Raw genomic sequence first — 23,255 nt, forward strand, 5'->3', positions numbered from 1 at the left:
TCAGGGTGGAGCGATGCTCAATGTCGAGCAACTGAAATACAGCATCAACAGGATGGCGCCCGAGCGTGTAGCCGACGCCGTTCTGGAGCTGCGTCTCGAGGGCCTGGTCACGGATGACCGGACGCCCTTTGGCAAGGTCCACTTCAATACCTGCTTCGCTGAAGTCGAGGCGTTGTTTCAACGGGCCGGTTTTCACCGACCGCTGGATGTCGTCGGCTATCAAGGCCTGGTTTATGCGCTGTACGATCCTGGCCGCTGGGACGCCGTGCAGGTGCTGCGCTGGCTCAAGGTGCGCTGCGAGACGGCCGAAGCTGGCTGAGCCGCAGGCCATCGGTGATAATGCCGGCTTACTGACTGCCTGAGCCTGACATGAGCGCACCTTTCGACCCCGCACATCAACAAGCCAGCACGGTGTGCCTGCCGCCTGGCGAGTGGAAGACGGTGCTTGATTGCTTGTGTGAGCACTTCAAGGCGATTGATCGCGAGCAATGGCTTGACCGTTTTGCTCGCGGTCGGGTACTGGACGCTGAAGGGCGTGCAATTGGCGCAGATTTGCCTTACCGACGCGGCATGCGCCTGCATTATTTTCGTGAAGTGGCCAACGAGAAACCGATCCCGGTGCACGAATCGATTGTGCACATGGACGAGCACCTGGTCATCGCCGACAAGCCGCACTTTCTGCCGGTGACGCCCACAGGCGAATACGTCGAGCAGACTTTGCTCCGTCGGCTCATCCGCCGGCTGGGCAACCCGCACCTGGTGCCCTTGCATCGCATCGACCGGCATACGGCAGGACTGGTCATGTTCTCGGCCAACCCTGAGACCCGCAGCGCCTATCAGCGCCTGTTCCCCGAACGGCGTATCGACAAACAGTATCAGGCGATTGCCGCTGCACTGCCTGAACTCGACTTCCCGCTGGTGCGACGCAGCAGGTTGGTGCACGGCGAACCGTTTTTCCGCATGCACGAGGTCCCCGGCGCAGAGAACAGCGAGACGCTGGCGCATGTGATCGAGAAAAATGGTGATTGCTGGCGCTATGGCCTGTCGCCGGTAACCGGCAAGACGCACCAGTTGCGCGTGCACATGGCCGCGTTGGGGGCGGGCATCTGCAACGACCCGTTTTACCCGCAGCTGCAGGCGGTCGAGGATGACTATCAGCGGCCCTTGAAACTATTGGCGCAGAGCCTGCTCTTTGCCGATCCGCTGGACGGCAGCGAGCGCTGTTTCGAAACGCGGCTGGCGCTGGACTGGTAAACGGCCGTTACCGCAGGTTCCCCAGCGATAACGGCTCCGTCAGCACATCAACGGTTGAAGCGCTCCACCAGTGAGTACTGAGTCCCCGCCGTGCCGGTCAGCTCTTCGCTGAGCAAAGCCGAGTGCTGTGCTTGTTCGGCGGTTTCGTCAGCAAGACTGGCAATGGTGCTGATGTTGCGGCTGATTTCGTCAGCCACGGCGGTTTGCTCTTCGGTTGCCGCTGCGATCTGGGTCGCCATGTCGGTGATATTGGCCACTGCTTCGCTGATGCCGATCAGCGCCTGATCCGCTTCCATAACCCGGGCAACGCCTTCCTGCGCCTGGCGATGGCCACTTTCCATGGTCAACACGGCGCTGCTGGCCGTCTGTTGCAGCTTGGCAATAAGGCCGTGGATCTGCCCGGTGGATTCGGCAGTGCGTTGCGCCAGCTGGCGCACTTCATCAGCCACCACGGCAAAACCGCGGCCCATTTCGCCGGCGCGGGCGGCTTCGATGGCCGCGTTCAAGGCCAGCAGGTTGGTCTGATCGGCAATGCCTTTGATCACATCGACCACGCCGCCGATCTCGTCGCTGTCCTTGGCCAGTTGGGTCACGGTTTGCCCGGTTTCGCCGACTGCGGTGGACAAGCGAGCAATGGCCTCGCGGGTCTCCCCGGCGATCTGCCGGCCCTGGCTGGTCAGGCGATTGGCTTCCTGGGTGGCATCGGCAGTGCGCTGCACGTGATTGGCAACTTCCTGGGTGGTCGCGGCCATCTGGTTGACGGCAGCTGCGACCTGCTCGGTTTCTACCCGTTGGCGTTCCAGGCCCGATGAGCTCTGGTGAGCCAGGACATCGGACTGACGCGCCTGATCGCTCAGGTGTTCGGCGCTGTCCTGCAAGCGGGTCAGGCAGGTTTTCATCCGCGCGTCCTGGCTGAGCATGGCCATCTCAAGACGCGCCTGTACGCCGCGGCTGTCGGTGTACATCTGCGCGATCAGCGGGTCGGAGGTGGTTTGCTCAGCCAGACCGAGCAGGCGCTTGAGGCCGCGTTGCTGCCAGCTCAAACCGAGCAGGCCCAACGGTACTGACAGGCCGGCGGCGAGGGCGAAGCCCCAGGAATGGCCCAGCCAGTTGCCGATCAGGAAGCCGACCTGGCTGACCAGGATGAACGGCAGCCAGTCTTGCAGCACCGGCAGCCAGCGGTCGCGGCGAGGAATCGCCGACTTGCCCTGGTTGAGGCGCTGGTACAGGCCTTCGGCACGGCGAATCTGTTCAGCGGTAGGTTTGACCCGCACCGATTCGTAACCGACTACCTGGTTGTTGTCGAAAATCGGCGTTACGTAGGCGTTGACCCAGTAATGATCGCCGCTCTTGCAGCGGTTCTTGACGATACCCATCCACGGCAGGCCTTGCTTGAGGGTCTGCCACATGTGGGCAAACACTGCTGCGGGGACATCGGGGTGGCGGACCAGATTATGCGCAGCGCCGATCAATTCCTCGCGTGAGAAACCGCTGATTTCGACGAAGGCATCGTTACAGTAACTGATCACACCTTTGGCATTGGTGGTGGAGATCAACCGCTGTTGGGCAGGGAAAGTCCGTTCTCTCTGGGTAATCGGCTGGTTGTTACGCATGGCTGCTCGGTCCGCAAGGCTTTCCATGGCTATCGGCATGGCTGCGGTTTTATTGAATGATTATTTAACCAGCGGCGGGCGAGAGAAGGGGCGCAGTGCGCCCCTGGGTTGATGAGATGGCGATCAGCTGGCGATCAGTTGCCGCAGCACATAGTGCAGAATGCCGCCTGCCTTGAAGTACTCGACCTCGTTGAGGGTGTCGATCCGGCACAGCACCTGGATGTCCTGTTGCTCGCCGTGTTCACGGTGGATGCGCAGGGTCAGGGTCATGCCCGGGCGGATCTGCGCGTCGCTCAAGCCGAGGATATCGATGCGTTCAGTGCCGGTCAGGTTCAGCGTCTTGCGGCTGTCACCTGCCATGAACTGCAAAGCCAGCACGCCCATGCCGATCAGGTTCGAGCGGTGAATGCGCTCGAAGCTCTCGGCCAGCACTGCTTTGACCCCGAGCAGGTTGGTGCCCTTGGCTGCCCAGTCGCGGCTGGAACCAGTGCCGTATTCCTGCCCGGCAATCACCACCAGCGGAGTACCTTCGGCCTGATAACGCATGGCGGCATCGTAGATCGAGAGTTTTTCACCGCTGGGCACGTGCACGGTGTTGCCGCCTTCTTCGCCGCCGAGCATCTCGTTGCGGATGCGGATGTTGGCGAAGGTGCCGCGCATCATTACCTCATGGTTGCCGCGGCGCGAGCCATAGGAGTTGAAGTCTTTGGGCTGCACGCCTTTGTCGCGCAGATAGCGACCGGCAGGGCTGTCGGCCTTGATGTTGCCGGCAGGGGAGATGTGGTCAGTGGTGACCGAGTCTCCGAGCAACGCCAACACACGGGCCTGCTGAATATCAACGATCTCGGGCAGCGCCCCGCCGATGTCCTCGAAGAATGGCGGGTGCTGAATGTAGGTCGAGTCAGCCTGCCAGACATAGGTTGCCGCTTGGGGCACTTCGATGGCCTGCCATTGTTCATCGCCGGCGAATACCTCGGCGTATTCCTTGTGAAACATCGCGGTATCGACCTTGGCTACCGCATCGGCGATCTCCTGCTGGCTCGGCCAGATGTCGCGCAGGTACACCGGCTGGCCATCTTTGCCGACGCCCAATGGTTCTTGGGTGAGGTCGACGCGCACACTGCCAGCCAGCGCGTAAGCCACCACCAAGGGTGGCGAGGCCAGCCAGTTGGTCTTGACCAGGGGATGCACCCGGCCTTCAAAGTTGCGGTTGCCCGAGAGCACCGAGGCAACGCTCAGGTCAGCGGTACCGATGGCCGTTTCAATAGCTTCATCGAGCGGCCCGGAGTTACCGATGCAGGTGGTGCAGCCGTAGCCGACCAGGGCAAAACCCAGTTGGTCGAGATATGGGGTGAGGCCGGCAGCATTGTAGTAATCGGTGACGACCTTGGACCCAGGCGCCAGCGAGCTCTTGACCCAAGGCTTGCGGCTCAAACCCTTCTCGATCGCCTTCTTCGCCACCAGACCGGCGGCCATCATCACGCTGGGGTTGGAGGTGTTGGTGCAGGAGGTGATCGCGGCAATCACCACCGCGCCGTCGCGCAGGGTGTAGTTCTGGCCTTCGTGGCTGTAGTCGATCTGCCCGGTCTGGTCGGCATTGCCCACTGCAACGCCACCACCACCTTCGCTTTCGAGCCGGCCGACTTCCTTGGTGGCAGGTTTGACCTGCAGCTTGAGGAAGTCATCGAAGGCCTGGCTGACCTGACCCAAAGCGACCCTGTCCTGCGGCCGTTTCGGGCCGGCCAGGCTGGCTTCCACGGTGTCCATGTCGAGCCCCAGGCTGTCGCTGAACAGTGGCTCCTGGCCTGGCATGCGCCATAGGCCCTGGGCCTTGCAATAGGCTTCGACCAGGTCGACCGTGGCTTGCGGCCGGCCTGACAGGCGCAGGTAGTCGAGGGTCACCTGATCCACCGGGAAGAAACCGCAGGTGGCGCCGTATTCCGGCGCCATGTTGGCCAGCGTCGCGCGGTCGGCCAAGGGCAGTTCGGCAAGGCCGTCGCCATAGAACTCGACGAACTTGCCGACCACGCCTTTCTTGCGCAGCATCTGCGTGACGGTCAGCACCAGGTCGGTTGCAGTGATGCCCTCGCGCAGCTTGCCGGTGAGCTTGAAGCCAATCACTTCGGGGATCAGCATCGACACTGGCTGGCCAAGCATGGCTGCCTCCGCCTCGATGCCGCCCACGCCCCAGCCAAGTACACCGAGGCCGTTGATCATGGTCGTGTGCGAATCGGTGCCGACCAGGGTGTCGGGGAATGCGTAGACCTTGCCGTCTTCCTCGCGGGTCCAGACGGTGCGGCCGAGGTATTCCAGGTTGACCTGGTGGCAGATGCCGGTACCCGGTGGCACCACACTGAAATTATCGAACGCATTCTGGCCCCAGCGCAGGAAGGCATAGCGCTCGCCGTTGCGTTGCATTTCGATATCGACGTTTTGTTCGAAGGCATCGGCGCTGGCGTAGCGGTCGACCATCACCGAGTGGTCGATGACCAGGTCCACGGGCGACAGCGGATTGATCCGCTGCGGGTCACCACCGGCCTTGGCCATCGCCGCGCGCATGGCTGCCAGGTCGACCACGGCCGGTACGCCGGTAAAATCCTGCATCAATACCCGGGCAGGGCGGTACTGGATCTCGCGGTCGGAGCTGCGCGTGTCCAGCCACTGCGCCAGCGCCTTGAGGTCGGTGCCGGTGACGGTCTTGCCGTCCTCCCAGCGCAACAGGTTTTCCAGCAGAACCTTGAGCGACATCGGCAGGCGTTGCAGGTCGCCTAGCTGCTGTGCTGCTTCGTCGAGGCTGAAGTATTGATAGGCGCGGTCGCCTACCTGCAGGGTCTTGAGGGTGTTCAGGCTATCGAGCGAGGGCATTGCCAACTCCTTCTGCGCCGGTGCCCGGCCTCTTGTGCATGCCGGTGTCACCGCTCTGAATAGGTCCGCACGGCACGGACCTGGCTGAGTAGTCAGGTTAGGCCGAAATTGCGGCCATGACCCTGTACTGGACAGGCGGGGCATGTCGCTGGTTCCGATCTTCCTTTATCATCGCCGCCGTGCCGGTGCGTGTTGTGCGCTGGATCAAGGCTGACGATCGCCGTCAGCGATGTGGAGTGACAAATGAATACCCTGTTCATGCATTGCCGGCCTGGTTTCGAAGGCGAGGTCTGCGCCGAAATCAGCGAACACGCCGCCCAGCTTGGGGTGGCCGGCTATGCCAAAGGTAAAGCGCAGAGCGCCAGTGCCGAGTTCGTCTGCAGCGAGCCGGGTGCCGCCGAGCGCCTGATGCGTGAACTGCGCTTCGACAAACTGATCTTCCCTCGCCAATGGGCGCGTGGTGAATTTATCGAGTTGCCCGAAACCGACCGCATCAGCGTGTTGCTTGAGTATCTGGCAGCACTGCCGGTCGCCGGCAGCCTGTGGCTGGAGGTGCTTGATACCAATGACGGCAAAGAGCTGTCGACGTTCTGCCGCAAGTTCGAAGGGCCGTTGCGCAAGGCTTTGGAGAAGGCTGGCCGGTTGGTCGAAGACGCTCAGCGGCCGCGCCTGTTGTTGAGCTTCATCAGTGGTCGACGGGTGTTTGTCGGCCTTGCCGAAGCGGACAACTCGGCGCTGTGGCCAATGGGCATTCCGCGCCTTAAATTCCCCCGCGAGGCGCCCAGCCGTTCGACCCTCAAGCTGGAAGAGGCGTGGCATCAGTTCATCCCGCGCGATCAGTGGGAAGAGCGTTTGCAGGATGACATGACCGGTGTCGACCTGGGTGCCTCACCGGGTGGCTGGACCTACCAGTTGGTCAAGCGCGGCATGTTGGTTACCGCGATCGATAACGGGCCGATGGCCGAAAGCTTGATGGACACCGGCCTGGTGCAGCACCTGATGGCCGATGGCTTCACCTGGAAGCCCAAGCACACCGTGGACTGGATGGTCTGCGACATCGTCGAAAAGCCTGCGCGCAGTGCTGCCTTGATCGAGACGTGGCTGGGCGAGGGCTTGTGCCGTGAGGCGGTGGTCAACCTCAAATTGCCGATGAAGCAGCGCTACGCCGAAGTCCGGCGCCTGCTGGACCGCATCGAAGCGGGCTTCAAGGAGCGCAAGGTCAGGGTCTCGATCGCCTGCAAGCAGCTCTATCACGACCGCGAAGAAGTCACCTGCCATTTGCGCCGGCTTGACCTCAAACCGCGCAACACGCGCGGCTGAGGCTCTGCCGGGATCAACGCTTGCCGAGAATTTCGCCGAGCTTGTCCGGCCGTGGTGCGCCTTGCTGACTTTGCAGGCGGCCTTGCGCGTCCTGGTAGAAGATCGCCGGGGTTGCCGACAGGCCGAGTTCTTCCATCACCGCCAGGTTGCTGTCGAGCTGTTGCTGGATGCTCTCGGGGATCTTGTCCAGCGCCTTGAGGGTGCTGGCCTTGCCAGAACTCTCGTGCTGCAGCAGGGCCTTGGCTGGGTCCTTGGCGGCCAGCAGGGCTGCCGATTTGCCTGGGCTGTCTTCACGAATGATGCCGACCATGATGTGCCGCAGCTGCACCTTGCCAGACTCGACCCACGGCCGTGCCTGCTGCCAGAACATGTTGCAGTAGGGGCAGTTCGGGTCGCTGAACAGGTAGACCGTGCGCGGTGCATCGGCTTTGCCATCGGCAATCCACGCCGACTTTTCCAGCTTTGCCCAGATCGCCTTGCTCATCGGCGCATAGACCAGTTTTTCCAGTGGTTCAGCGCTCAGATCCTGGCCTTGCTCGTCAAACAGGCTGCCGACCAGCACATGCTTGCCGTCTGGTGTGAGATACAGGGCAATACCGTTGTTCTGGTACTCGGCTGCGTAGCCACGCATACCGTCTGGAGCGGCGAAGCTGCCCTTGATCACGGCGCCCTTGGCCTGCAGTTGCTGGATGGCTTTTGGCAGTTCTTCGGCCTGCAGCAAGGGCGCGGCGAGCAGAGCGAGGGTCAATGGCAGGAGTGCGGTCAAACGCATGTCAATTTCCTTTTGCAGCGGAGGCGGGCACATCGTCCCGCTCGAATGATTGCAGCGCGTGGCTCAGGCTGGCCCGGGACAGCTCGCCCAGGTGGCTGCCGACCAGCCTGCCGTCGGCGCTGTAGAACAGGGTGGTGGGCAAGGCCATCGAACCGACCCGTTGGGCCAGTTGGCCAGCGCCGTCGAACAGCACATGGGTCAGGCTGAGGCCGGTGGTAGCAAGAAAGGTGCTGACGTTTTCCGGGGTTTCCCCTTGGTTGACGAACAGGAAGGTCACGTGTGGGTATTCGTGCTGGGCCTGTTGCAGCACCGGCATCTCGCGCCGGCAAGGCGGGCACCAGGTCGCCCAGATATTGATCACGAGTGGCTTGCCGCGGTAGTCGTGCAGCGCCATCGACTGGCCACTGGCGGTGCGCAAGGTCAGCTGCGGCAGCTCGGTGCCCTTGCTGTACAGGTGGCTGCCCAGGCTGGCCAGCACCCAGAACACACCGCCGCTGGCCAGCGCCCAGCCCAGCGGCCGGCGCAGGCCGGGTTGGCGCCAGCCCTGCCAGAGGGTGCCGAGCACGATCGCCAGCAAGCCGCCCCAGAGCAAGAAGCCGCCATCGCGGATATCGATGATCTGCAGCAGCTCATCGCGGTACATCGGCCAGTAGGCAAGCACGAAGGTCACGCGTGCACCCAGTACCCCCAGCAGGAACAGGTTGAATAGTGCCGACTCCGGGCTCTGGCCACCACGTCGGGCGACGGCCCAGCCAACTACGCAGGCAATCGCCAGCGCCGCCAGCATCAGCAGATGGTTCAGGGCCATGGTCAATGGCCCGAGGGTCACGCTCAGCATCAGCCTTGGCTCCTTGTCTGTGCCCAGTGTTGCAAGAATGTCGCCGCGTCGACTTCACCGGTGATGCGCCGGGGGCGGCGTTCGTCACCCTCTGGGCCGATCCAGATCAGGCTGGGTGGGCCCGGTACCTTGTAGTGTTGCAGCAACTCGCGACTGGCTTGCGAGTCAGCGGTGACATCCAGCCGTAGCAGGTGCACACCGGCCAGGCTGGCTTGTACATCAGCGCGAGCGAAGACTTGTTTCTCCATGACCTTGCACGACACGCACCAGTCGGCATAGTAGTCGACCAGCACCCACTGGCCACGGGCCTTGGCGGCTTGCAGTTCGCGTTGCAGGTCCTGCGGCTGGCTGACGGTGATGAAGGCGTCTTCGGTTTTACCCGCTGAGCTTGGCGCACCGGCGGTAAACGGATGCAGCGGCTGCCATAACTCGCTGCCACCAGCAGCGGCGCCCACCAGCAGCAGGCCACCCCACAGCGCGCCGAGCAGTGGCAGCACGCGCAGCGCCGGCAAGCGCTGCAGTGCGGGCCAGGCGGCCCAGGCCAGGGCAATCAGCCAGCTGCCGGCCAGACCCAGCAGTAGAGGCGCTGGCAGCAAGCCGCGGAGGGTGTACAGGGCCATGGCCAGGAAGACAAAGCCAAACAGGCCCTTGACCCGGTTCATCCAGGCGCCGGGGCGCGGCAGGAAGCGGTTACCGAGGGTGACCAGCAACAGCAGTGGCACGCCCATCCCCAGGCCAAGGCTGAACAGCACCAGAGCGCCTTGCACGACATCGCCGCTCTGCGCGATATACAGCAGTGCACCGGCCAGCGGCGCGGTCATGCATGGGCCCATCAACAGCCCGGACAACGCGCCGAGCAGGGCTGCACCGTACAGGTTGCCACCGCGGGTGCCCTGGCCGGCCCGGTCGAGGCGGTCGCGCACGGCGACAGGCAATTGCAGCTCGAAGGCGCCGAACATTGGCAGCGCCAGCAAAATGAACAGCCCCGCCAGGCTGCCGAGCAACCACGGTTGCTGCAGCCAGGCTTGCAAGCTGGCGCCCAGCAGTGCGGCGATCACACCCAGTGCGGCGTAGACCAGAGCCATGCTCAGTACATAGACGCCCGCCAGCAGCCAGCCGCGGCGAGCGCTGGCGCCGTTGCCCAACACCAGCCCGGCCAGGATCGGCAGCATGGGCAGCGAGCAGGGGGTAAAGGCCAGCAGCAGCCCCAGGCCAAAGAACGCCAGCAGGCCCCAGGCCAACTGGCCCTGCTGCAGATCACTTGCCAGCGCCTGGTCATCCGCCTGGCCTGCGCTCGCAGCAGGCGTGCTGCCGCCAAGGTCGATAACGGTGGTTTGCGGCGGGTAACACAGGCCGGCGTCGGCACAGCCCTGCCAGCCCAGTCGCAGCTGGCCACTGGCCGTCGCCGGGATCAGCAGCTCAAGCTCGCTGCGGTACACCGCACTGTCACCGAAGAATTCATCGTGATGGTTGAGTGCCGCTGGCAGCGGCGGTTGCTGCGTTGTATCCAGGCCGTCGAATTTCAGCCGCTTCTGGTACAGGTAATAGCCGTCCTTGATTTGAAACTGCACGCGCAGTTCGCCTGACGGCAAGCGCTCATGGGTGAGCATGAACGCCTGTTCCACCGGGAGAAAGTCAGGCTTGACCTCGAATGGATTGGCCAGCAATGGCCCGCTCATGAAGAATGTCAGCAGCAACAGAAAAACGCGCATGTCTGGGCCTTGGCAGTGCAGAAGAATGGCCATGCTGGATTGGCCTGATTAACCGAGGGTTAACCCGGTCCTACACGAGCCGTCCTACAGCCAGGCGCAGGCGACTAATCCAGCCGCACAGTCCATAATCCTGACTTAATCAGGCCATGGCGCAATAGCTCATCGCCTATTGGAGATTGACCATGCACGTACTGCTCTGCGAGGACGACGACCTGATCGCCAGCGGCATCTGCGCCGGGCTTACCGCCCAGGGCCTGACCGTGGATCGGGTTGCCAGTGCCTCGGCCGCCCGCGCGCTGCTGCAGGCGGCACAGTTCGACGTGATGATTCTCGATCTTGGCTTGCCTGACGAAGACGGCCTCAAGTTGCTACGGCGGCTGCGCCAGCAGGGCGAGAGCTTGCCGGTGCTGGTACTGACCGCCCGCGATGCGATCACTGATCGCGTCGCCGGCCTTGAGGCGGGCGCCGACGACTACCTGCTCAAGCCGTTCGACCTGCGCGAGCTGGCGGCGCGCCTGCACACCTTGCTGCGGCGCATGGCCGGGCGCGCAGTGAACATGATCGAGCACGGGCCGCTGCGCTACGACCCGAGTAGCTGCGAAGCCTATCTGGGCGACCAGCCTGTTGACTTGTCCCGGCGTGAACAGGCGCTGCTGCAGGCACTGCTGCAGAACAAGGGGCGGGTGCTCTCCAGTGAACAACTCAAAGACTGCGTCTACGGCTTCAGCGATGAAGTCGAGAGCAATGCCCTCAACGTGCATATCCATCACCTGCGGCGCAAGCTGGGCAACGGCATTGTCGAGACCGTGCGCGGCCTCGGTTATCGGCTGGGCCCGGCGCAGGTGCCCGCACCATGAGCCTGCGTGTACGCCTGTCGCTTATTCTGGGCAGCGCCTTCATCGTCATCTGGGCGCTTGCCGCGGCCTGGATGCTGCGCGACCTGCGCCAGCAGATGATGTTCTCCCTTGACCAGCGCCTGGTGGCCTCCGCGCGGATGGTTGCCGGGCTGATCGACCAGTTGCCCCAGCCCCTGGCGGGCAAGGGTGAAGAAACTCGCTTTGCCGCTGACCAGCTCAGCGTGCCGGATGGCATGGCCTGCCAGGTCAGTTCGCTGCGCGGCGAGATCATCGCCAGCAACCACAAGCACGAAGGCACCATGGACGACCAGTACAGCGGCTTTCGTGACCAAACCATCGACGGTGCAAGCTGGCGCACGTTCACCTACCACCGCGGTGATATCCGCATCACCACGGCGGACCGCCATCAAGAGCGCGAGGCGCTCAATCAATCGATCCTGCTGGCGGCTTCGGCACCGGTGCTGATGGCCTTGCTGGGCAGCCTGGGCTTGTTGTGGATCGGTCTGGGCAAAGGGCTGGAGCCGATCAATCGGATCCGCGATGCGTTGCGCAAGCGTCGTGTCGACAGCGTCGAGCCGCTGCAGGTCAGTGGCATACCGAGTGAACTGCAGCCGTTGGTGGAAACCCAGAATCAGCTGTTCCAGCGCATCGCCCAGACCCTTGAGCGCGAGCGGCGCCTGACCGACGACGCTGCCCATGAGCTGCGCAGCCCGCTGACCGCGATCAAGACGCACCTGCAGGTGGCACGCATGACCGACGGCGCCGTACGCGAGCAGGCACTCGAGCACGCCGAGCAGGGCACCGACCGCATGCACCGCACTCTTGAGCAGTTGCTGATGCTGGCGCGGGTCGAGGGCAGCCTGTCGTTTGACGACGGGGTGCAGTGCACTGCCGAGCAAGTGGCGCGCCAGGCCGTGCAGGATGTCGGCGCCGGTGACAGTCGGCGGATCACCGTACGCCTGCCGCAGGACGCCACCGAGGTTTACCTGAGCATGCCCGGCCCGCTGGCGGTGGCGGCGTTGCGCAACCTGCTCGACAACGCACTGCGCCATGGCGGTGATGCCGCCGTGGAGCTGGAAGTGCAGATGGCCGACGGCCAGGCCGGGTTCCTGGTGCGTGACCATGGCCCGGGCATCAGCGCAGGCGATTTGCAGCACATGACCGAGCGTTTCTGGCGCAACAGCCAGAGTGGCGGTTGCGGCCTGGGCCTGGCGATTGTGCAGGCGATTGTCCAGCGCTGTGCCGGCAGCCTGCGCTTTGACAGCCGCAGCGATGGTTTGCGGGTTTGGCTGCAGGTGCCGACTCGGGCGGACAACTGAGTTTGCCGGCGGCGCCTTGGCCTGGGTTGGCCCAGGCGCAAAATGTTTGTAAATCCGTGACGGGCTGAAGCGTATTTCAAGCGATGCCACCTTTCGCTTGCAAGGGACTCTTCAATGTCGACCGCTTCCAGCCTTGCCCAGATCCTGCCGCTTGCCACGCCGCAGCCGTTGTATGAATTCGCCGAATCACCGTTGCTGCTGCGCCAGCAGCAGCAGGAGTCCAATGCGCGCAGCTATCCGCGGCGGATTCCGCTGGCGCTCAAGCGCGCCCGCGGGATCTATGTCGAGGACGTCGAAGGGCGGCAGTTCATTGACTGCCTGGCCGGGGCCGGTACCCTCGCGCTGGGCCACAATCACCCGGTGGTGGTGGCGGCGATCCAGCGTGTGCTGGCCGATGAACTGCCCCTGCATACGCTCGACCTGACCACACCGGTGAAGGACCGCTTTGTCCAGGACCTGTTTGCCATTCTGCCCGAAGCCTTGCGGCGTGAGGCGAAGGTCCAGTTCTGTGGCCCGACCGGCACCGACGCGGTGGAAGCTGCGCTGAAACTGGTGCGCACGGCGACCGGTCGCAGCACGGTGCTGGCGTTCCAGGGTGCCTACCACGGCATGTCGCAGGGGGCGCTGAGCTTGATGGGCAGCGTCGGGCCCAAGCAACCGCTGGGCGCGTTGCTGGGCAACGGTGTGCAGTTCATGCCGTATCCGTATGACTACCGTTGCCCGTTTGGCCTCGGCGGTGCCGCAGGCGTGCGCGCCAACCTGCATTATCTGGAGAATCTGCTGCTTGACCCGGAGGGCGGCGTGCCGCTGCCGGCAGCGGTGATCCTCGAAGTGATACAGGGCGAGGGCGGCGTGATCCCCGCCGATATCGAATGGCTGCAGGGCGTGCGGCGCATCACCGAGCAGGCCGGTGTGGCGTTGATCGTCGACGAGATCCAGAGCGGCTTTGCCCGCACCGGCAAGATGTTTGCCTTTGAACATGCCGGCATCGTGCCGGACGTGGTGACCCTGTCCAAGGCAATTGGCGGCAGCCTGCCGTTGGCCGTGGTGGTCTATCGCGACTGGCTCGACACGTGGAAACCGGGCGCCCATGCCGGCACCTTCCGCGGTAATCAGATGGCCATGGCGGCGGGCTCGGCAGTCATCGACTATTTGCTCGAGCATCGCCTGGCAGACCACGCCGAGGCCATGGGCCAACGTCTGCGTGGCCACCTGCAGCAGTTGCAGCGCAGCTACCCGCAGCTTGGCGATATCCGCGGGCGTGGCCTGATGCTGGGCGTCGAGCTGGTCGAGCCGAATGGGCCACTCGACACCCGCGGGCATCCGCCGGTGGCCCGCGAGCTGGCGCCGAAGGTGCAGCGCGAGTGCCTCAAGCGCGGTTTGATTCTCGAACTCGGCGGTCGGCATGGCGCAGTGGTGCGCTTCCTGCCGCCACTGATCATCACTGCCGAGCAGGTCGACGAGGTCGCGCAGCGCTTTGCCGAGGCCTTGCAGGCTGCGCTGGGGAGCTGCGGCTAATTCGCCGAAAATGCGTCGAGGATGGTTCTGGGGGCGGGCTTGAGCGACAATGGTCGGCCATTCACGGAGTAGCCCATGACCGATTACACCCCCGACGCCGTCCTCGACGCCAGCGGCCTGAACTGCCCGGAGCCAGTGATGATGCTGCATCAACAGGTGCGCGCACTGGCTGCCGGCGGCCTGCTCAAGGTCATCGCCACCGACCCGTCGACCCAGCGTGACATCCCCAAGTTCTGCACCTTCCTCGGCCATCAGTTGCTTGAGCAGCAGGAACAGGCTGGCACTTATCTGTATTGGATTCGCAAAAAGGCCGATTGAGCCGCGCTGGATCGCGCCCGGCGCAGGGCCTACACTGCGGGCCCCTGACAGGAGAGCGCCATGCTGATAGTTGCCGACGAAAACATCCCGCTGCTCGACGCGTTTTTTGCCGGATTCGGCGAGATCCGCCGCTACCCTGGCCGCAGCATCGATGCTCAGTGCGTGCAAGATGCCGACGTGCTGCTGGTGCGCTCGGTAACCGATGTCAATCGGCAACTGCTGCAAGGCAGCAAGGTCGGCTTTGTCGGTACCTGCACCATCGGCACCGATCACCTGGATCTGGACTACTTCGCCGAGGCCGGTATCCGCTGGAGCAGCGCCCCGGGCTGCAATGCCCGTGGCGTGGTCGACTATGTGTTGGGCAGCCTGCTGACCCTGGCCGAGCTCGAGGGTGAAAACCTCGCCGAGCGGGTCTATGGCGTGGTCGGTGCCGGGCAGGTTGGTGAGCGTCTGGTACGGGTGCTGCATGGCCTGGGCTGGAAAGTACTGGTGTGTGACCCACTGCGACAGGCGGCGGAAGGCGGCGATTTCGTCAGCCTCGATCGCGTGCTCGAGCAGTGTGATGTGATCAGCCTGCACACTCCGCTGCAGCGCGACGGCGAACACCCCACCTGGCACTTGCTCGGCGCCCCGCAACTGGCGCGGTTGCGCCCGGGCGCGTGGCTGATCAACGCCAGTCGCGGGCCGGTGGTGGATAACCAGGCGCTGCGTGAGTTGCTGCTGCAGCGCGACGATCTGCACGCGGTCCTGGATGTGTGGGAGGGTGAACCTCAGGTTGACCTGCAACTGGCCGACCTGTGCACGCTGGCGACGCCGCACATTGCCGGTTACAGCCTCGACGGCAAGCAGCGCGGTACGGCGCAGATCTATCAGGCATTTTGCCAGTGGCGCGGCGTGCCGGCGCCTGTGCAGTTGGCCGATCTGCTGCCGGAACGCGACCTGGTCCAGATAGAACTGAATGCGGCCAGTGATCCGGCCGTGGCCTTGGCGACGGTCTGCCGAGCAGTTTACGACCCGCGCCGCGACGATGCCGACATGCGCCGTAGCTTGAGCGAGGATCCGATCGAACAGCGAGCAACCTTTGACCTGCTGCGCAAGCATTACCCCGTGCGCAGGGAAATCGAAGGGTTGGCAGTGAAGTTGCGCGGCGAGTCGGCGCAGTTGGCGCAGATGATCAATGCGCTGGGGGCGGTGCTGGTTTAGCAGTAGTAAAGCAGGGGCCGCTTGGCGGCCCCAATCCAGCCCGCGCAGCGCTCAACTAGCTAACTGAGCGCCACGCTGCTGTGATCCAATCAATTCTTCTCGGCAAGCGCCACTCGGCTTTTTTCCAGCTCTTCACACGCTTGTTTGATCATCTCAGGGGTAATTGCCACTTCGCGGCCCTGGTCGTCGATGATCGAGCCGCAAATCGGCTGCGGTTGCGCTTGCTGGTTGGCGTGCGTTTCACTGTGCTGCTGCATGTGCTGTCTCCTCATCAGGTTCAAACCAAGCCTATCCACGGGTCGTGACTGGCGTATGACATTGTCTGTGCCGCCACGACTGCTCTAGTCCAACAGAAAGCTCGGCAAAGCTCCACCAGCACTTTAGAACCATAAGCTATTGCTACTGTGCTCTGCTGTGCTGGCCAATGGCATGTCCTTTTCTGCGATCCTGACAACCGCTGCAAAGTTCAGCCTGTGCAGATGGATGGTAGGCTTGCTGCTTCTTCGCCTGAATGATCTGAGTCATGACCGAACCTGTCTCCTCACGTCAGCGCCGCGCCTTGCGCCTTAGCTGGCGGTTTCTGCGTCCCTACCGCAAGCAGGCGGTACTGGCACTGCTCGCGCTGGTCGTCACCGCTGCGATCACGTTGTCGATGGGCCAGGGCATTCGCCTGCTGGTCGATCAAGGCTTCATGACCGGTTCTGCGCACCAGCTCAACCAGACCCTCGGCTTGTTCATGTTGCTGGTGCTGGCACTGGCGATCGGCACGTTCAGTCGCTTCTACCTCGTGTCGTGGATCGGCGAGCGCTGCGTGGCCGATATCCGCCGCGCCGTGTTCGACCACCTGGTCGGCCTGCATCCGGGCTTTTTCGAGGACAACCGCAGTTCGGAAATCCAGTCGCGGCTGACCGCTGACACCACCTTGTTGCAATCGGTGATCGGCTCGTCGTTGTCGATGTTCCTGCGCAACGCCTTGATGGTGATTGGCGGCGTGGTGTTGCTGTTCATCACCAACCCCAAGCTCACCAGCATCGTCGTGCTGGCACTGCCGCTGGTGCTGGCGCCGATCCTGTTGTTTGGCCGACGGGTGCGTAGCCTGTCGCGGCAGAGCCAGGACCGGGTCGCCGATGTCGGCAGTTATGTCGCAGAGACCCTCGGCCAGATCAAGACCGTGCAGGCTTACAACCACCAAAACCTCGACCGTGAACGGTTTGCCGACACGGTCGAGGCGGCCTTTGATGTGGCGCGGCAGCGGATTGCCCAGCGGGCCTGGCTGATCACACTGGTCATCGTGCTGGTGCTCGGCGCTGTCGGGGTAATGCTCTGGGTGGGCGGCATGGACGTGATCGCCGGGCGTATCTCCGGTGGCGAGCTGGCCGCATTCGTGTTCTACAGCCTGATCGTCGGCAGCGCGTTTGGCACCCTCAGCGAGGTGATCGGCGAGCTGCAACGCGCGGCTGGAGCGGCAGAGCGGATCGCCGAGTTGCTGGCAGCGCAGAGTACGATCCTGCCGCCGGCGCTGAGCGCGGGCCTGGCCAACGCGCGCGCCAGCGGTCGCATCGAGCTGCGCGAGGTGCGCTTTGCCTACCCGTCGCGGCCGACCGTGGCGGCGCTCGATGGCCTTAGCTTGCTGATCGAACCGGGCCAGACCCTGGCGCTGGTTGGTCCGTCCGGCGCCGGCAAGTCGACGTTGTTTGACCTGTTGCTGCGTTTCTATGACCCGCAACAAGGCAGCATCCTCCTCGATGGCCAGGCATTGACCAGTCTCGACCCACTGTTGTTGCGTAGCCAGTTCGCGATGGTGGCGCAGAACCCTGCGCTGTTTCGCGGCTCGGTTGAGGCCAATATTCGCTATGGCCGCCCCGATGCCGGCTTCGCCGAGGTGCAGGCCGCGGCCCGCGGGGCGCATGCCGAGGAGTTTATCCAGCAGCTGCCGCAGGGTTATCAGACCTTGCTTGGGGAAGGCGGGGTCGGCTTGTCCGGTGGTCAACGCCAGCGCCTGGCGATTGCCCGGGCGCTGCTGGTGGATGCGCCGATCCTGTTGCTCGACGAAGCCACCAGTGCCCTCGACGCCCAGAGCGAGCACCTGATCCAGCAGGCGCTGCCCACGCTGATGGCGGGCCGTACCACCCTGGTGATCGCGCACCGCTTGGCCACCGTGCAGCATGCTGACCGCATCGCGGTGATCGACAAGGGCCAGATTGTGGCGGTGGGCAGTCATCGCCAGTTGATCGAAGAAAGCCCACTGTATGCGCGGTTGGCGCAGTTGCAGTTCACCTCGAGCTGAAATTGGAGGCACGTCGCTGATCTGTCACATTTCTGTAGCAATGGCCTGAGACTATCTGCCTCAGCGTAAGTGCTCGACCTGGCTGCTATCGACTGATGGCAGCTTTTTTTTGCCCTGCGAACGAGGACATGGATGTCTGTCGTGGTGCTGCCTGCAGCGCCGTTTTCTTCTCTCCTTGTTCTCGAGACCCGCATGTTGCGTACATCCCTTCGCGTGCAAATTCTCTCTCTGCTGGGCGGCAGCCTGATCGCCATGCTGCTGATCGCGCTGGTTTGCTTCCAGTTCCTGTCGTCCAGCGTGCGCAGCTATGCCGAGCTGGTCGATGGCCCATTGCGCGCGTCACAGTTGATCGACGAGGCCAATCTGCAATTCAAGATCCAGGTGCAGGAGTGGAAGAACGTGCTGCTGCGCGGCCGCCAACCGGCCGAGCTGGACAAGTACTGGCAACAGTTTCAGAGCCGCGAGCAGCAGGTGCAGAGCCTGCTGGCGCAGTTGCTGGCAGACAGCGATGGCGAGCTGACGGCGCCACTGCGCCAGTTGCGCGACAGCCATCGCCAGTTGGGCCAGGCCTACAGCAAGGGGCGTGAGGCGTTTCTGGCCGCCGGCGGTGACCCGGTGGCAGGCGATGCGGCGGTCAAGGGTGTCGACCGCGCCGCCAGTGAGCAGATGAGTGCGCTGGTCGAGCAACTGCGCAGTGCGGCCCGCGAGCGTGCGGCGATCATCAATGACAGCGCCCAGCGTACCGTGTGGATCGGTCTGCTGGTCATGCTCGGCTCAGCCATATTGGTGGGGTTGCTCAGCCTGTGGCTGGTCAACCGCAGCCTGATCGAGCCAATCCGCAAGTTGATCGACTATGTGGCCCAGCTCAGCCAAGGACGTTTCGCCGCCCGCGTTGATGATCGCCGTAAAGATGAGCTCGGGCGCCTGGCGCGTGCGGCCAATACCTTGCGTGATTTTCTTGCCGAGACCATCGGCCGGCTCAAGGACAACGCCGAAGAACTGGAAGGCGCCAGTGGCCAGTTGCGCAACCTTGCCGGCGATATGGCGCGGGGCACCCAGGATCAGTTCCAGCGCACCGATCAGGTGGCCACGGCCATGCATGAAATGTCGGCGACTGCGCAGGAGGTCGCGCGCCATGCTGCCCAGGCCGCCCACGCTGCCGACGATGCCGATCACAGTGCCCAGGCGGGCGAGCAGGTGATGCAGGCAACCATCGACACTATTGCCGGGGTCAACCGCGAGATTGCCGGTACCGCTGCAGTGATTCGCGACCTGGAGCACGACAGCACGCGCATTGGCAAAGTGCTTGAAGTCATCCGCGGGATCGCCGAACAGACCAACCTGCTGGCACTCAATGCCGCGATTGAAGCGGCGCGTGCCGGAGAGGCCGGGCGCGGATTTGCCGTGGTCGCCGATGAAGTACGCAGCCTGGCCCAGCGCACGGCGGCTTCGATTGCCGAGATCAATCAGATTATCGACGCGGTGCAATCAGGAGCGGTGCAGGCGGTCAAGGCGATCGAGAGCGGCCAGCGGCGCAGCGAGGAGGGCGCCGAACAAGTCCAGCATGCGGGGCAGATGCTGCAGCGGATTACCCAGGCGGTCGAGGCGATTCGCGATATGAATCGGCAGATTGCAACGGCAGCCGAGGAACAGACCAGCGTGGCCGAGGACATCTCGCGCAACTTGATCGAAATCACTCGCATCGCGACCGCCAATCAACGGGCCGTGGAACATACCGAGCAGGCTGGGCAGCGTTTGCATGGATTGTCCGGGCAGTTGGGGCAGGTGACGGCGCGGCTGGGGGTGTGAACTTTGTTCGACTCAGAATTGCCGGGGCCGCTACGCAGCCCTTTCGCGACACAAGGCCGCTCCTACGCCGACCGCGTATTACCTGAATGCGCGGTCTCTGTAGGAGCGGCCTTGTGTCGCGAAAGGGTCGCGTAGCGGCCCCAGCGATTTAGCATTAGCGCAGATCAGAGCTCTTTGACAGTACGAACCTGATCTTTATTGATGCGGGTACGCTTGCCGTCAAGCTGCTCGATTTCATAGAAGCCGGAATCGTCGTCATAGCTTGGAGTATCTACCGCCTGAATTTCGCGGCCGTCGTTCAAGGTGATCACCGTTGGCGAAGCACAGCCGGCGAGGGCGCCGAGGCCAAGTGCAAGAATAAAGGCGGGAAGGGTCCGTTGAATCATCGTGTCTCTCCTGTCGATGGTGCTTGATGGTTTTATGACGCGGTGTGTCCGCGCAAGTTCCTCAGCCAGTGCAGCATAGTCACAGCAGGCTGACATTGACCGAGAACAAGCGTCGCGCTCGGCGCTGTGCGGGCTGTGATATAACAGGCGCCATCTTCTTCCTTCCCTGCGCTGGAGCCCCTATGAAAGCCAAGGCAGACACCCCGTTCGTGCCGCTGAACATTGCCGTGCTCACGGTCAGCGATACCCGCACTTTCGAAACCGACACCTCTGGCCAGGTGTTCGTCGACCGTCTCACCGAGGCTGGTCACCAATTGGCCGCGCGGGTGCTGCTCAAGGATGACCTGTACAAGATTCGCGCTCAGGTTGCGACTTGGATTGCCGACGACCAGGTGCAGGTGGTGCTGATCACCGGCGGTACCGGTTTCACCGGCCGTGACAGCACGCCCGAGGCGGTCGCCTGCCTGCTGGATAAACAGGTCGATGGCTTTGGCGAATTGTTCCGGCAGATATCGCTTGCCGACATCGGCACCTCTACCGTCCAGTCCCGGGCCTTGGCTGGTCTGGCCAATGGCACGCTGGTGTGCTGCCTGCCGGGCTCGACCAATGCCGTGCGCACCGGCTGGGACGGCATTCTTGCCGAACAGCTCGACGCGCGTCATCGCCCGTGCAACTTTGTCCCTCATCTGAAGCAGGCAGCGGCCTGTGACAGCCGTGGTTGAACCCGCCCCAAGCCGGCCATTGATGCCGGTCGAAGAGGCCCTGCAACGCCTGCTGGCCTTGGCCGAAGCTGCGCCAATCAAGGACGCCGAGTGGGTTGCCTTGGCGGACGCTGAAGGCCGCGTGCTGGCCACCGAACTGGTGGCCGCACTGGACCTGCCGCCCTGGCCGAACAGCGCCATGGACGGCTACGCCCTGCGCCTGGCCGACTGGCACGGCGAGCCGCTGGCGGTCAGCCAGCGGATCTTTGCCGGGCATGCGCCGCAGCCGCTCCAGGCCGGGACCTGCGCGCGGATTTTCACCGGTGCGCCGCTACCCGAGGGCGCCGACTGTGTCGAAATGCAGGAAAACGCCCAAGTGCTGGATGACGGCCGGGTAACCTTCGGCGAGCCGTTGCGGGTGGGCCAGAATATTCGTCCGCAGGGCCAGGAAACCCGCGTTGGCGAGCAGGTCATGAGCGCTGGCACTCGGCTTGGGCCGATTGAACTTGGCCTGGCGGCGACGCTTGGGCATGCGCGCCTCGAAGTGGTGCGCAAGGTGCGCGTGGCGCTGCTGTCGACCGGTGACGAACTGGTCGAGCCGGGTTTGCCCCTGGGGCCGGGGCAGATCTACAACAGTAATCGTCGCCTGCTCGCCAGTTGGCTGCAACGGCTGGGCTGCGAAGTGGTCGATGCCGGTATCCTGGCTGACGACCTGCAACTGACCCGCGACTGCCTGACGCGGTTGGCTGACGTTGACCTGATTCTTTCGACGGGCGGGGTTTCGGTAGGCGAGGCTGATTATCTCGGCATCGCCCTGCGTGAAGCTGGCGAGCTGGCGCTGTGGAAGCTGGCGATCAAGCCCGGCAAGCCGCTGACCTTTGGCCATTATCGCGGTGTGCCGGTGATCGGCTTGCCTGGCAACCCGGCCTCGACCCTGGTCACCTTTGGCCTGCTGACGCGACCTTACCTATTGCGTCGCCAGGGCGTGGCAAATGTCACGCCGCTGCAGTTCAGCGTGCCAGCCGGGTTCGATTGGCCCAAGGCCGGGACGCGCCGCGAGTATCTGCGCGCCCGTATCGAAGACGGCCGCGTGCGCATTTACAAGAACCAGAGTTCGGGTGTGCTGCGCAGCGCGGCGTGGGCTGAAGGTCTGGTCGAAGTGCGCGAAGGCAGCACCCCGCAACAGGGCGACAACGTCAGTTTCATCCCCCTCAGCGAACTACTTGGCTGAGCGCCTCAGAATCACCGCCGCTGGCGCTGGGGCGGTGCTTGGCAGCGTCTGGGTCAAGCGCGTGTGCACGCTCTCCAGCTGCTGCGCGACGACGCTCCAGTCATGCCGCTGGCGGGTGAACTGGCGGCCGCTTTCGCCCAGCTGACACATCCGCCACGGCTGATTGAGCAACTGGGTGATCTGTAACGCCAACTGGCCGCTGTCATCGCTGCCCAGATAATGCTCGCCGTTGTTGACCGCCAGTCCCGACACACCCTTGCTGGTAGTGATCACCGGCAGGCCGGCTGCCATGGCTTCGAGAATCTTCACTTTGGAGCCGCCGGCATACCGTAGCGGGGCAAAAAACAGCGCGGAGCGGCGCTGCAGTTCGCGCAGGTCGGGGCGGTAGCCGATCCATTCGATACGCGGGTCGTTCCAGTGCAGCTTCCAGCTCGCCGGCAGGGCGTGCCCGGCAATCGCCAGGCGCACGGCGGGGTTGCTCAGCCAGACCTGCGGCAGGATTTCTTCCAGCGCCCACTCGATAGCCTCGAGGTTGGCGCCGTACTCGAAATTGCCGACAAACAGCAGGCGCTGACTGTGCGCGGCGGGGCGCACCTGTTCGAAGTAGTCGCAATCAACGCCGTTGACCACCACATTGACCGGCCGGCCGCTGATCTGGCTGATCAACTCGGCATCATGCGGGCTCACCGCGACCACCTCCGAGGGCTGGCGCAGCACCCGCTGCTCCCAGCGCCGGTAGCGCCAACGGTCGAATGCGTTCAGAGGCCTGAGCCACAGCGGCAGGCGGTCGTGACAGGCCGCACCCATCACCGACTCCAGCGTGTGTTCGCTGAGCATGTAGGGCAAGCCGCGGGCCTGCAGAGCTTTTTCGAAGGGCTGAAAGCTGTAGCTGTGCTCGATCTGGATAACATCCCAGGGCTCGTCCAGCAGTTGTTCGAACTGATGACGCAGGGCAGGAGCCAGGCCATGGATGATCGCCCGCATGGGGTAATCGATGATCGGCGAAGCAAGCAGGTTGAGTGGGCTGTGCAACGCGCGCCTGGGCAGCACGATCAGGCGCTCGAGCAGGGGTTCAAGGGCAGTGCGGGCGGCGTCGCCGAGGGGCACCTTGGACTGCACCAGCAAGGTAATCCGGTGACCACGCTGCGCCAGTTCGCGCAGCAGGTGGTATTGCCGGGTCTTGCTGCCACTGGTGGTTGGCCAGGGCAGGTAGGGCAAAGTCCAAAGTATGCGCATCGCCCCAAATCCTCGC

At 63.7% G+C, this 23,255-nt stretch carries 20 protein-coding genes; 12 read left to right on the plus strand and 8 right to left on the minus strand.

Annotation, left to right across the window (positions count from 1 at the left end):
* Positions 1–13: 13 nt before the first annotated feature.
* Positions 14–319 carry a transcriptional regulator gene (locus ACIOAU_RS12730; protein ID WP_101321275.1) on the plus strand — a complete coding sequence of 102 codons (306 nt, stop codon included), beginning with the start codon at positions 14–16 and terminating at the stop codon, positions 317–319.
* 50 nt (positions 320–369) lie between these two features.
* Positions 370–1,254: a pseudouridine synthase gene (locus tag ACIOAU_RS12735; RefSeq protein ID WP_401182310.1), complete on the plus strand. Its 885-nt coding sequence runs from the start codon at positions 370–372 to the stop codon at positions 1,252–1,254.
* A 47-nt stretch (positions 1,255–1,301) separates the two neighbouring features.
* On the opposite strand, the gene ACIOAU_RS12740 is transcribed toward ACIOAU_RS12735, so the two are convergent.
* A complete protein-coding gene (locus tag ACIOAU_RS12740; RefSeq protein WP_150570726.1) occupies positions 1,302–2,867 on the minus strand; it encodes a PAS domain-containing methyl-accepting chemotaxis protein in 1,566 nt (521 codons plus the stop codon).
* A 123-nt stretch (positions 2,868–2,990) separates the two neighbouring features.
* The gene (gene acnA, locus ACIOAU_RS12745; RefSeq protein ID WP_220634082.1) at positions 2,991–5,732 is read right to left on the minus strand and encodes an aconitate hydratase AcnA; all 2,742 of its coding nucleotides are present in this window, start codon (positions 5,730–5,732) and stop codon (positions 2,991–2,993) included.
* A 243-nt stretch (positions 5,733–5,975) separates the two neighbouring features.
* Between acnA and rlmM the strand changes: the two genes are divergently transcribed.
* Positions 5,976–7,052: a 23S rRNA (cytidine(2498)-2'-O)-methyltransferase RlmM gene (gene rlmM, locus ACIOAU_RS12750; RefSeq protein WP_401182315.1), complete on the plus strand. Its 1,077-nt coding sequence runs from the start codon at positions 5,976–5,978 to the stop codon at positions 7,050–7,052.
* Positions 7,053–7,065: 13 nt separating this feature from the next.
* Here the strand turns inward: rlmM and dsbG are convergent, their stop codons facing one another.
* Genes dsbG through dsbD form a run of 3 tightly spaced genes read right to left on the minus strand, consistent with a single transcriptional unit; the run spans position 7,066 to position 10,374 of the window.
* On the minus strand, positions 7,066–7,824 hold the full coding sequence (gene dsbG, locus ACIOAU_RS12755; protein WP_401182318.1) for a thiol:disulfide interchange protein DsbG: 759 nt from the start codon (positions 7,822–7,824) through the stop codon (positions 7,066–7,068).
* A gap of 1 nt (position 7,825) precedes the next feature.
* Positions 7,826–8,662 (minus strand): TlpA disulfide reductase family protein, encoded by an 837-nt coding sequence (locus ACIOAU_RS12760; protein WP_101321261.1) that lies wholly within the window; start codon positions 8,660–8,662, stop codon positions 7,826–7,828.
* Complete coding sequence (gene dsbD, locus ACIOAU_RS12765; RefSeq protein ID WP_401182321.1) at positions 8,662–10,374, minus strand: protein-disulfide reductase DsbD; 1,713 nt, start codon at positions 10,372–10,374, stop codon at positions 8,662–8,664. The genes ACIOAU_RS12760 and dsbD overlap by 1 nt, the downstream gene beginning before the upstream one ends.
* A 182-nt stretch (positions 10,375–10,556) precedes the next feature.
* Between dsbD and ACIOAU_RS12770 the strand changes: the two genes are divergently transcribed.
* The 5 genes from ACIOAU_RS12770 (at position 10,557) to pdxB (ending at position 15,589) form a co-directional block, all read left to right on the plus strand.
* Complete coding sequence (locus tag ACIOAU_RS12770) at positions 10,557–11,231, plus strand: response regulator transcription factor (RefSeq protein ID WP_101321259.1); 675 nt, start codon at positions 10,557–10,559, stop codon at positions 11,229–11,231.
* Entirely contained in the window at positions 11,228–12,550 is a 1,323-nt protein-coding gene (locus tag ACIOAU_RS12775) for an ATP-binding protein (RefSeq protein ID WP_103438045.1), read from the plus strand. Before ACIOAU_RS12770 ends, ACIOAU_RS12775 begins: the two co-directional genes overlap by 4 nt.
* A 114-nt stretch (positions 12,551–12,664) precedes the next feature.
* Positions 12,665–14,068, plus strand: coding sequence for an aspartate aminotransferase family protein (locus ACIOAU_RS12780; protein ID WP_181087653.1), 1,404 nt, complete (start codon positions 12,665–12,667; stop codon positions 14,066–14,068).
* 75 nt (positions 14,069–14,143) lie between these two features.
* Positions 14,144–14,386: a sulfurtransferase TusA gene (gene tusA / locus ACIOAU_RS12785; RefSeq protein ID WP_101321253.1), complete on the plus strand. Its 243-nt coding sequence runs from the start codon at positions 14,144–14,146 to the stop codon at positions 14,384–14,386.
* A 60-nt stretch (positions 14,387–14,446) separates the two neighbouring features.
* Positions 14,447–15,589: a 4-phosphoerythronate dehydrogenase PdxB gene (gene pdxB / locus ACIOAU_RS12790; RefSeq protein ID WP_220634079.1), complete on the plus strand. Its 1,143-nt coding sequence runs from the start codon at positions 14,447–14,449 to the stop codon at positions 15,587–15,589.
* 89 nt (positions 15,590–15,678) lie between these two features.
* Here pdxB and ACIOAU_RS12795 read toward each other — a convergent pair whose 3' ends face one another.
* Complete coding sequence (locus ACIOAU_RS12795; protein ID WP_178080784.1) at positions 15,679–15,846, minus strand: PA1571 family protein; 168 nt, start codon at positions 15,844–15,846, stop codon at positions 15,679–15,681.
* Between the two features lie 266 nt (positions 15,847–16,112).
* Here ACIOAU_RS12795 and ACIOAU_RS12800 point away from each other — a divergent pair, with 266 nt between their 5' ends.
* Complete coding sequence (locus ACIOAU_RS12800; protein ID WP_401182327.1) at positions 16,113–17,876, plus strand: ABC transporter transmembrane domain-containing protein; 1,764 nt, start codon at positions 16,113–16,115, stop codon at positions 17,874–17,876.
* A gap of 192 nt (positions 17,877–18,068) precedes the next feature.
* Entirely contained in the window at positions 18,069–19,685 is a 1,617-nt protein-coding gene (locus tag ACIOAU_RS12805) for a methyl-accepting chemotaxis protein (RefSeq protein ID WP_401182330.1), read from the plus strand.
* A 164-nt stretch (positions 19,686–19,849) separates the two neighbouring features.
* Here ACIOAU_RS12805 and ACIOAU_RS12810 read toward each other — a convergent pair whose 3' ends face one another.
* A complete protein-coding gene (locus ACIOAU_RS12810) occupies positions 19,850–20,071 on the minus strand; it encodes a YgdI/YgdR family lipoprotein (RefSeq protein WP_150570734.1) in 222 nt (73 codons plus the stop codon).
* A gap of 182 nt (positions 20,072–20,253) precedes the next feature.
* Between ACIOAU_RS12810 and moaB the strand changes: the two genes are divergently transcribed.
* Together moaB and glp are read left to right on the plus strand one after the other, a co-directional pair.
* Positions 20,254–20,793, plus strand: a complete 540-nt coding sequence (gene moaB, locus ACIOAU_RS12815) for a molybdenum cofactor biosynthesis protein B (protein WP_101321240.1) — start codon at positions 20,254–20,256, stop codon at positions 20,791–20,793.
* A gap of 22 nt (positions 20,794–20,815) precedes the next feature.
* Positions 20,816–22,003, plus strand: coding sequence for a gephyrin-like molybdotransferase Glp (gene glp, locus ACIOAU_RS12820; RefSeq protein ID WP_401182554.1), 1,188 nt, complete (start codon positions 20,816–20,818; stop codon positions 22,001–22,003).
* Here glp and ACIOAU_RS12825 read toward each other — a convergent pair.
* Positions 21,992–23,239 (minus strand): glycosyltransferase family 4 protein, encoded by a 1,248-nt coding sequence (locus ACIOAU_RS12825; protein ID WP_150570735.1) that lies wholly within the window; start codon positions 23,237–23,239, stop codon positions 21,992–21,994. The genes glp and ACIOAU_RS12825 overlap by 12 nt on opposite strands.
* Positions 23,240–23,255 lie beyond the last annotated feature (16 nt).

Origin of the sequence: Pseudomonas sp. NPDC088322 (assembly GCF_044740745.1) — a bacterium.
Classification (GTDB): domain Bacteria; phylum Pseudomonadota; class Gammaproteobacteria; order Pseudomonadales; family Pseudomonadaceae; genus Aquipseudomonas; species Aquipseudomonas shirazensis.

Coding starts and splice junctions, on each gene's coding strand:
- ACIOAU_RS12730 (WP_101321275.1), top strand. CDS start 14: ATGCTCAATGTCGAGCAACTGAAATACAGCATCAACAGGATGGCGCCC.
- ACIOAU_RS12735 (WP_401182310.1), top strand. CDS start 370: ATGAGCGCACCTTTCGACCCCGCACATCAACAAGCCAGCACGGTGTGC.
- ACIOAU_RS12740 (WP_150570726.1), bottom strand. CDS start 2,867: ATGCGTAACAACCAGCCGATTACCCAGAGAGAACGGACTTTCCCTGCC.
- acnA (WP_220634082.1), bottom strand. CDS start 5,732: ATGCCCTCGCTCGATAGCCTGAACACCCTCAAGACCCTGCAGGTAGGC.
- rlmM (WP_401182315.1), top strand. CDS start 5,976: ATGAATACCCTGTTCATGCATTGCCGGCCTGGTTTCGAAGGCGAGGTC.
- dsbG (WP_401182318.1), bottom strand. CDS start 7,824: ATGCGTTTGACCGCACTCCTGCCATTGACCCTCGCTCTGCTCGCCGCG.
- ACIOAU_RS12760 (WP_101321261.1), bottom strand. CDS start 8,662: ATGCTGAGCGTGACCCTCGGGCCATTGACCATGGCCCTGAACCATCTG.
- dsbD (WP_401182321.1), bottom strand. CDS start 10,374: ATGCGCGTTTTTCTGTTGCTGCTGACATTCTTCATGAGCGGGCCATTG.
- ACIOAU_RS12770 (WP_101321259.1), top strand. CDS start 10,557: ATGCACGTACTGCTCTGCGAGGACGACGACCTGATCGCCAGCGGCATC.
- ACIOAU_RS12775 (WP_103438045.1), top strand. CDS start 11,228: ATGAGCCTGCGTGTACGCCTGTCGCTTATTCTGGGCAGCGCCTTCATC.
- ACIOAU_RS12780 (WP_181087653.1), top strand. CDS start 12,665: ATGTCGACCGCTTCCAGCCTTGCCCAGATCCTGCCGCTTGCCACGCCG.
- tusA (WP_101321253.1), top strand. CDS start 14,144: ATGACCGATTACACCCCCGACGCCGTCCTCGACGCCAGCGGCCTGAAC.
- pdxB (WP_220634079.1), top strand. CDS start 14,447: ATGCTGATAGTTGCCGACGAAAACATCCCGCTGCTCGACGCGTTTTTT.
- ACIOAU_RS12795 (WP_178080784.1), bottom strand. CDS start 15,846: ATGCAGCAGCACAGTGAAACGCACGCCAACCAGCAAGCGCAACCGCAG.
- ACIOAU_RS12800 (WP_401182327.1), top strand. CDS start 16,113: ATGACCGAACCTGTCTCCTCACGTCAGCGCCGCGCCTTGCGCCTTAGC.
- ACIOAU_RS12805 (WP_401182330.1), top strand. CDS start 18,069: ATGTTGCGTACATCCCTTCGCGTGCAAATTCTCTCTCTGCTGGGCGGC.
- ACIOAU_RS12810 (WP_150570734.1), bottom strand. CDS start 20,071: ATGATTCAACGGACCCTTCCCGCCTTTATTCTTGCACTTGGCCTCGGC.
- moaB (WP_101321240.1), top strand. CDS start 20,254: ATGAAAGCCAAGGCAGACACCCCGTTCGTGCCGCTGAACATTGCCGTG.
- glp (WP_401182554.1), top strand. CDS start 20,816: ATGCCGGTCGAAGAGGCCCTGCAACGCCTGCTGGCCTTGGCCGAAGCT.
- ACIOAU_RS12825 (WP_150570735.1), bottom strand. CDS start 23,239: ATGCGCATACTTTGGACTTTGCCCTACCTGCCCTGGCCAACCACCAGT.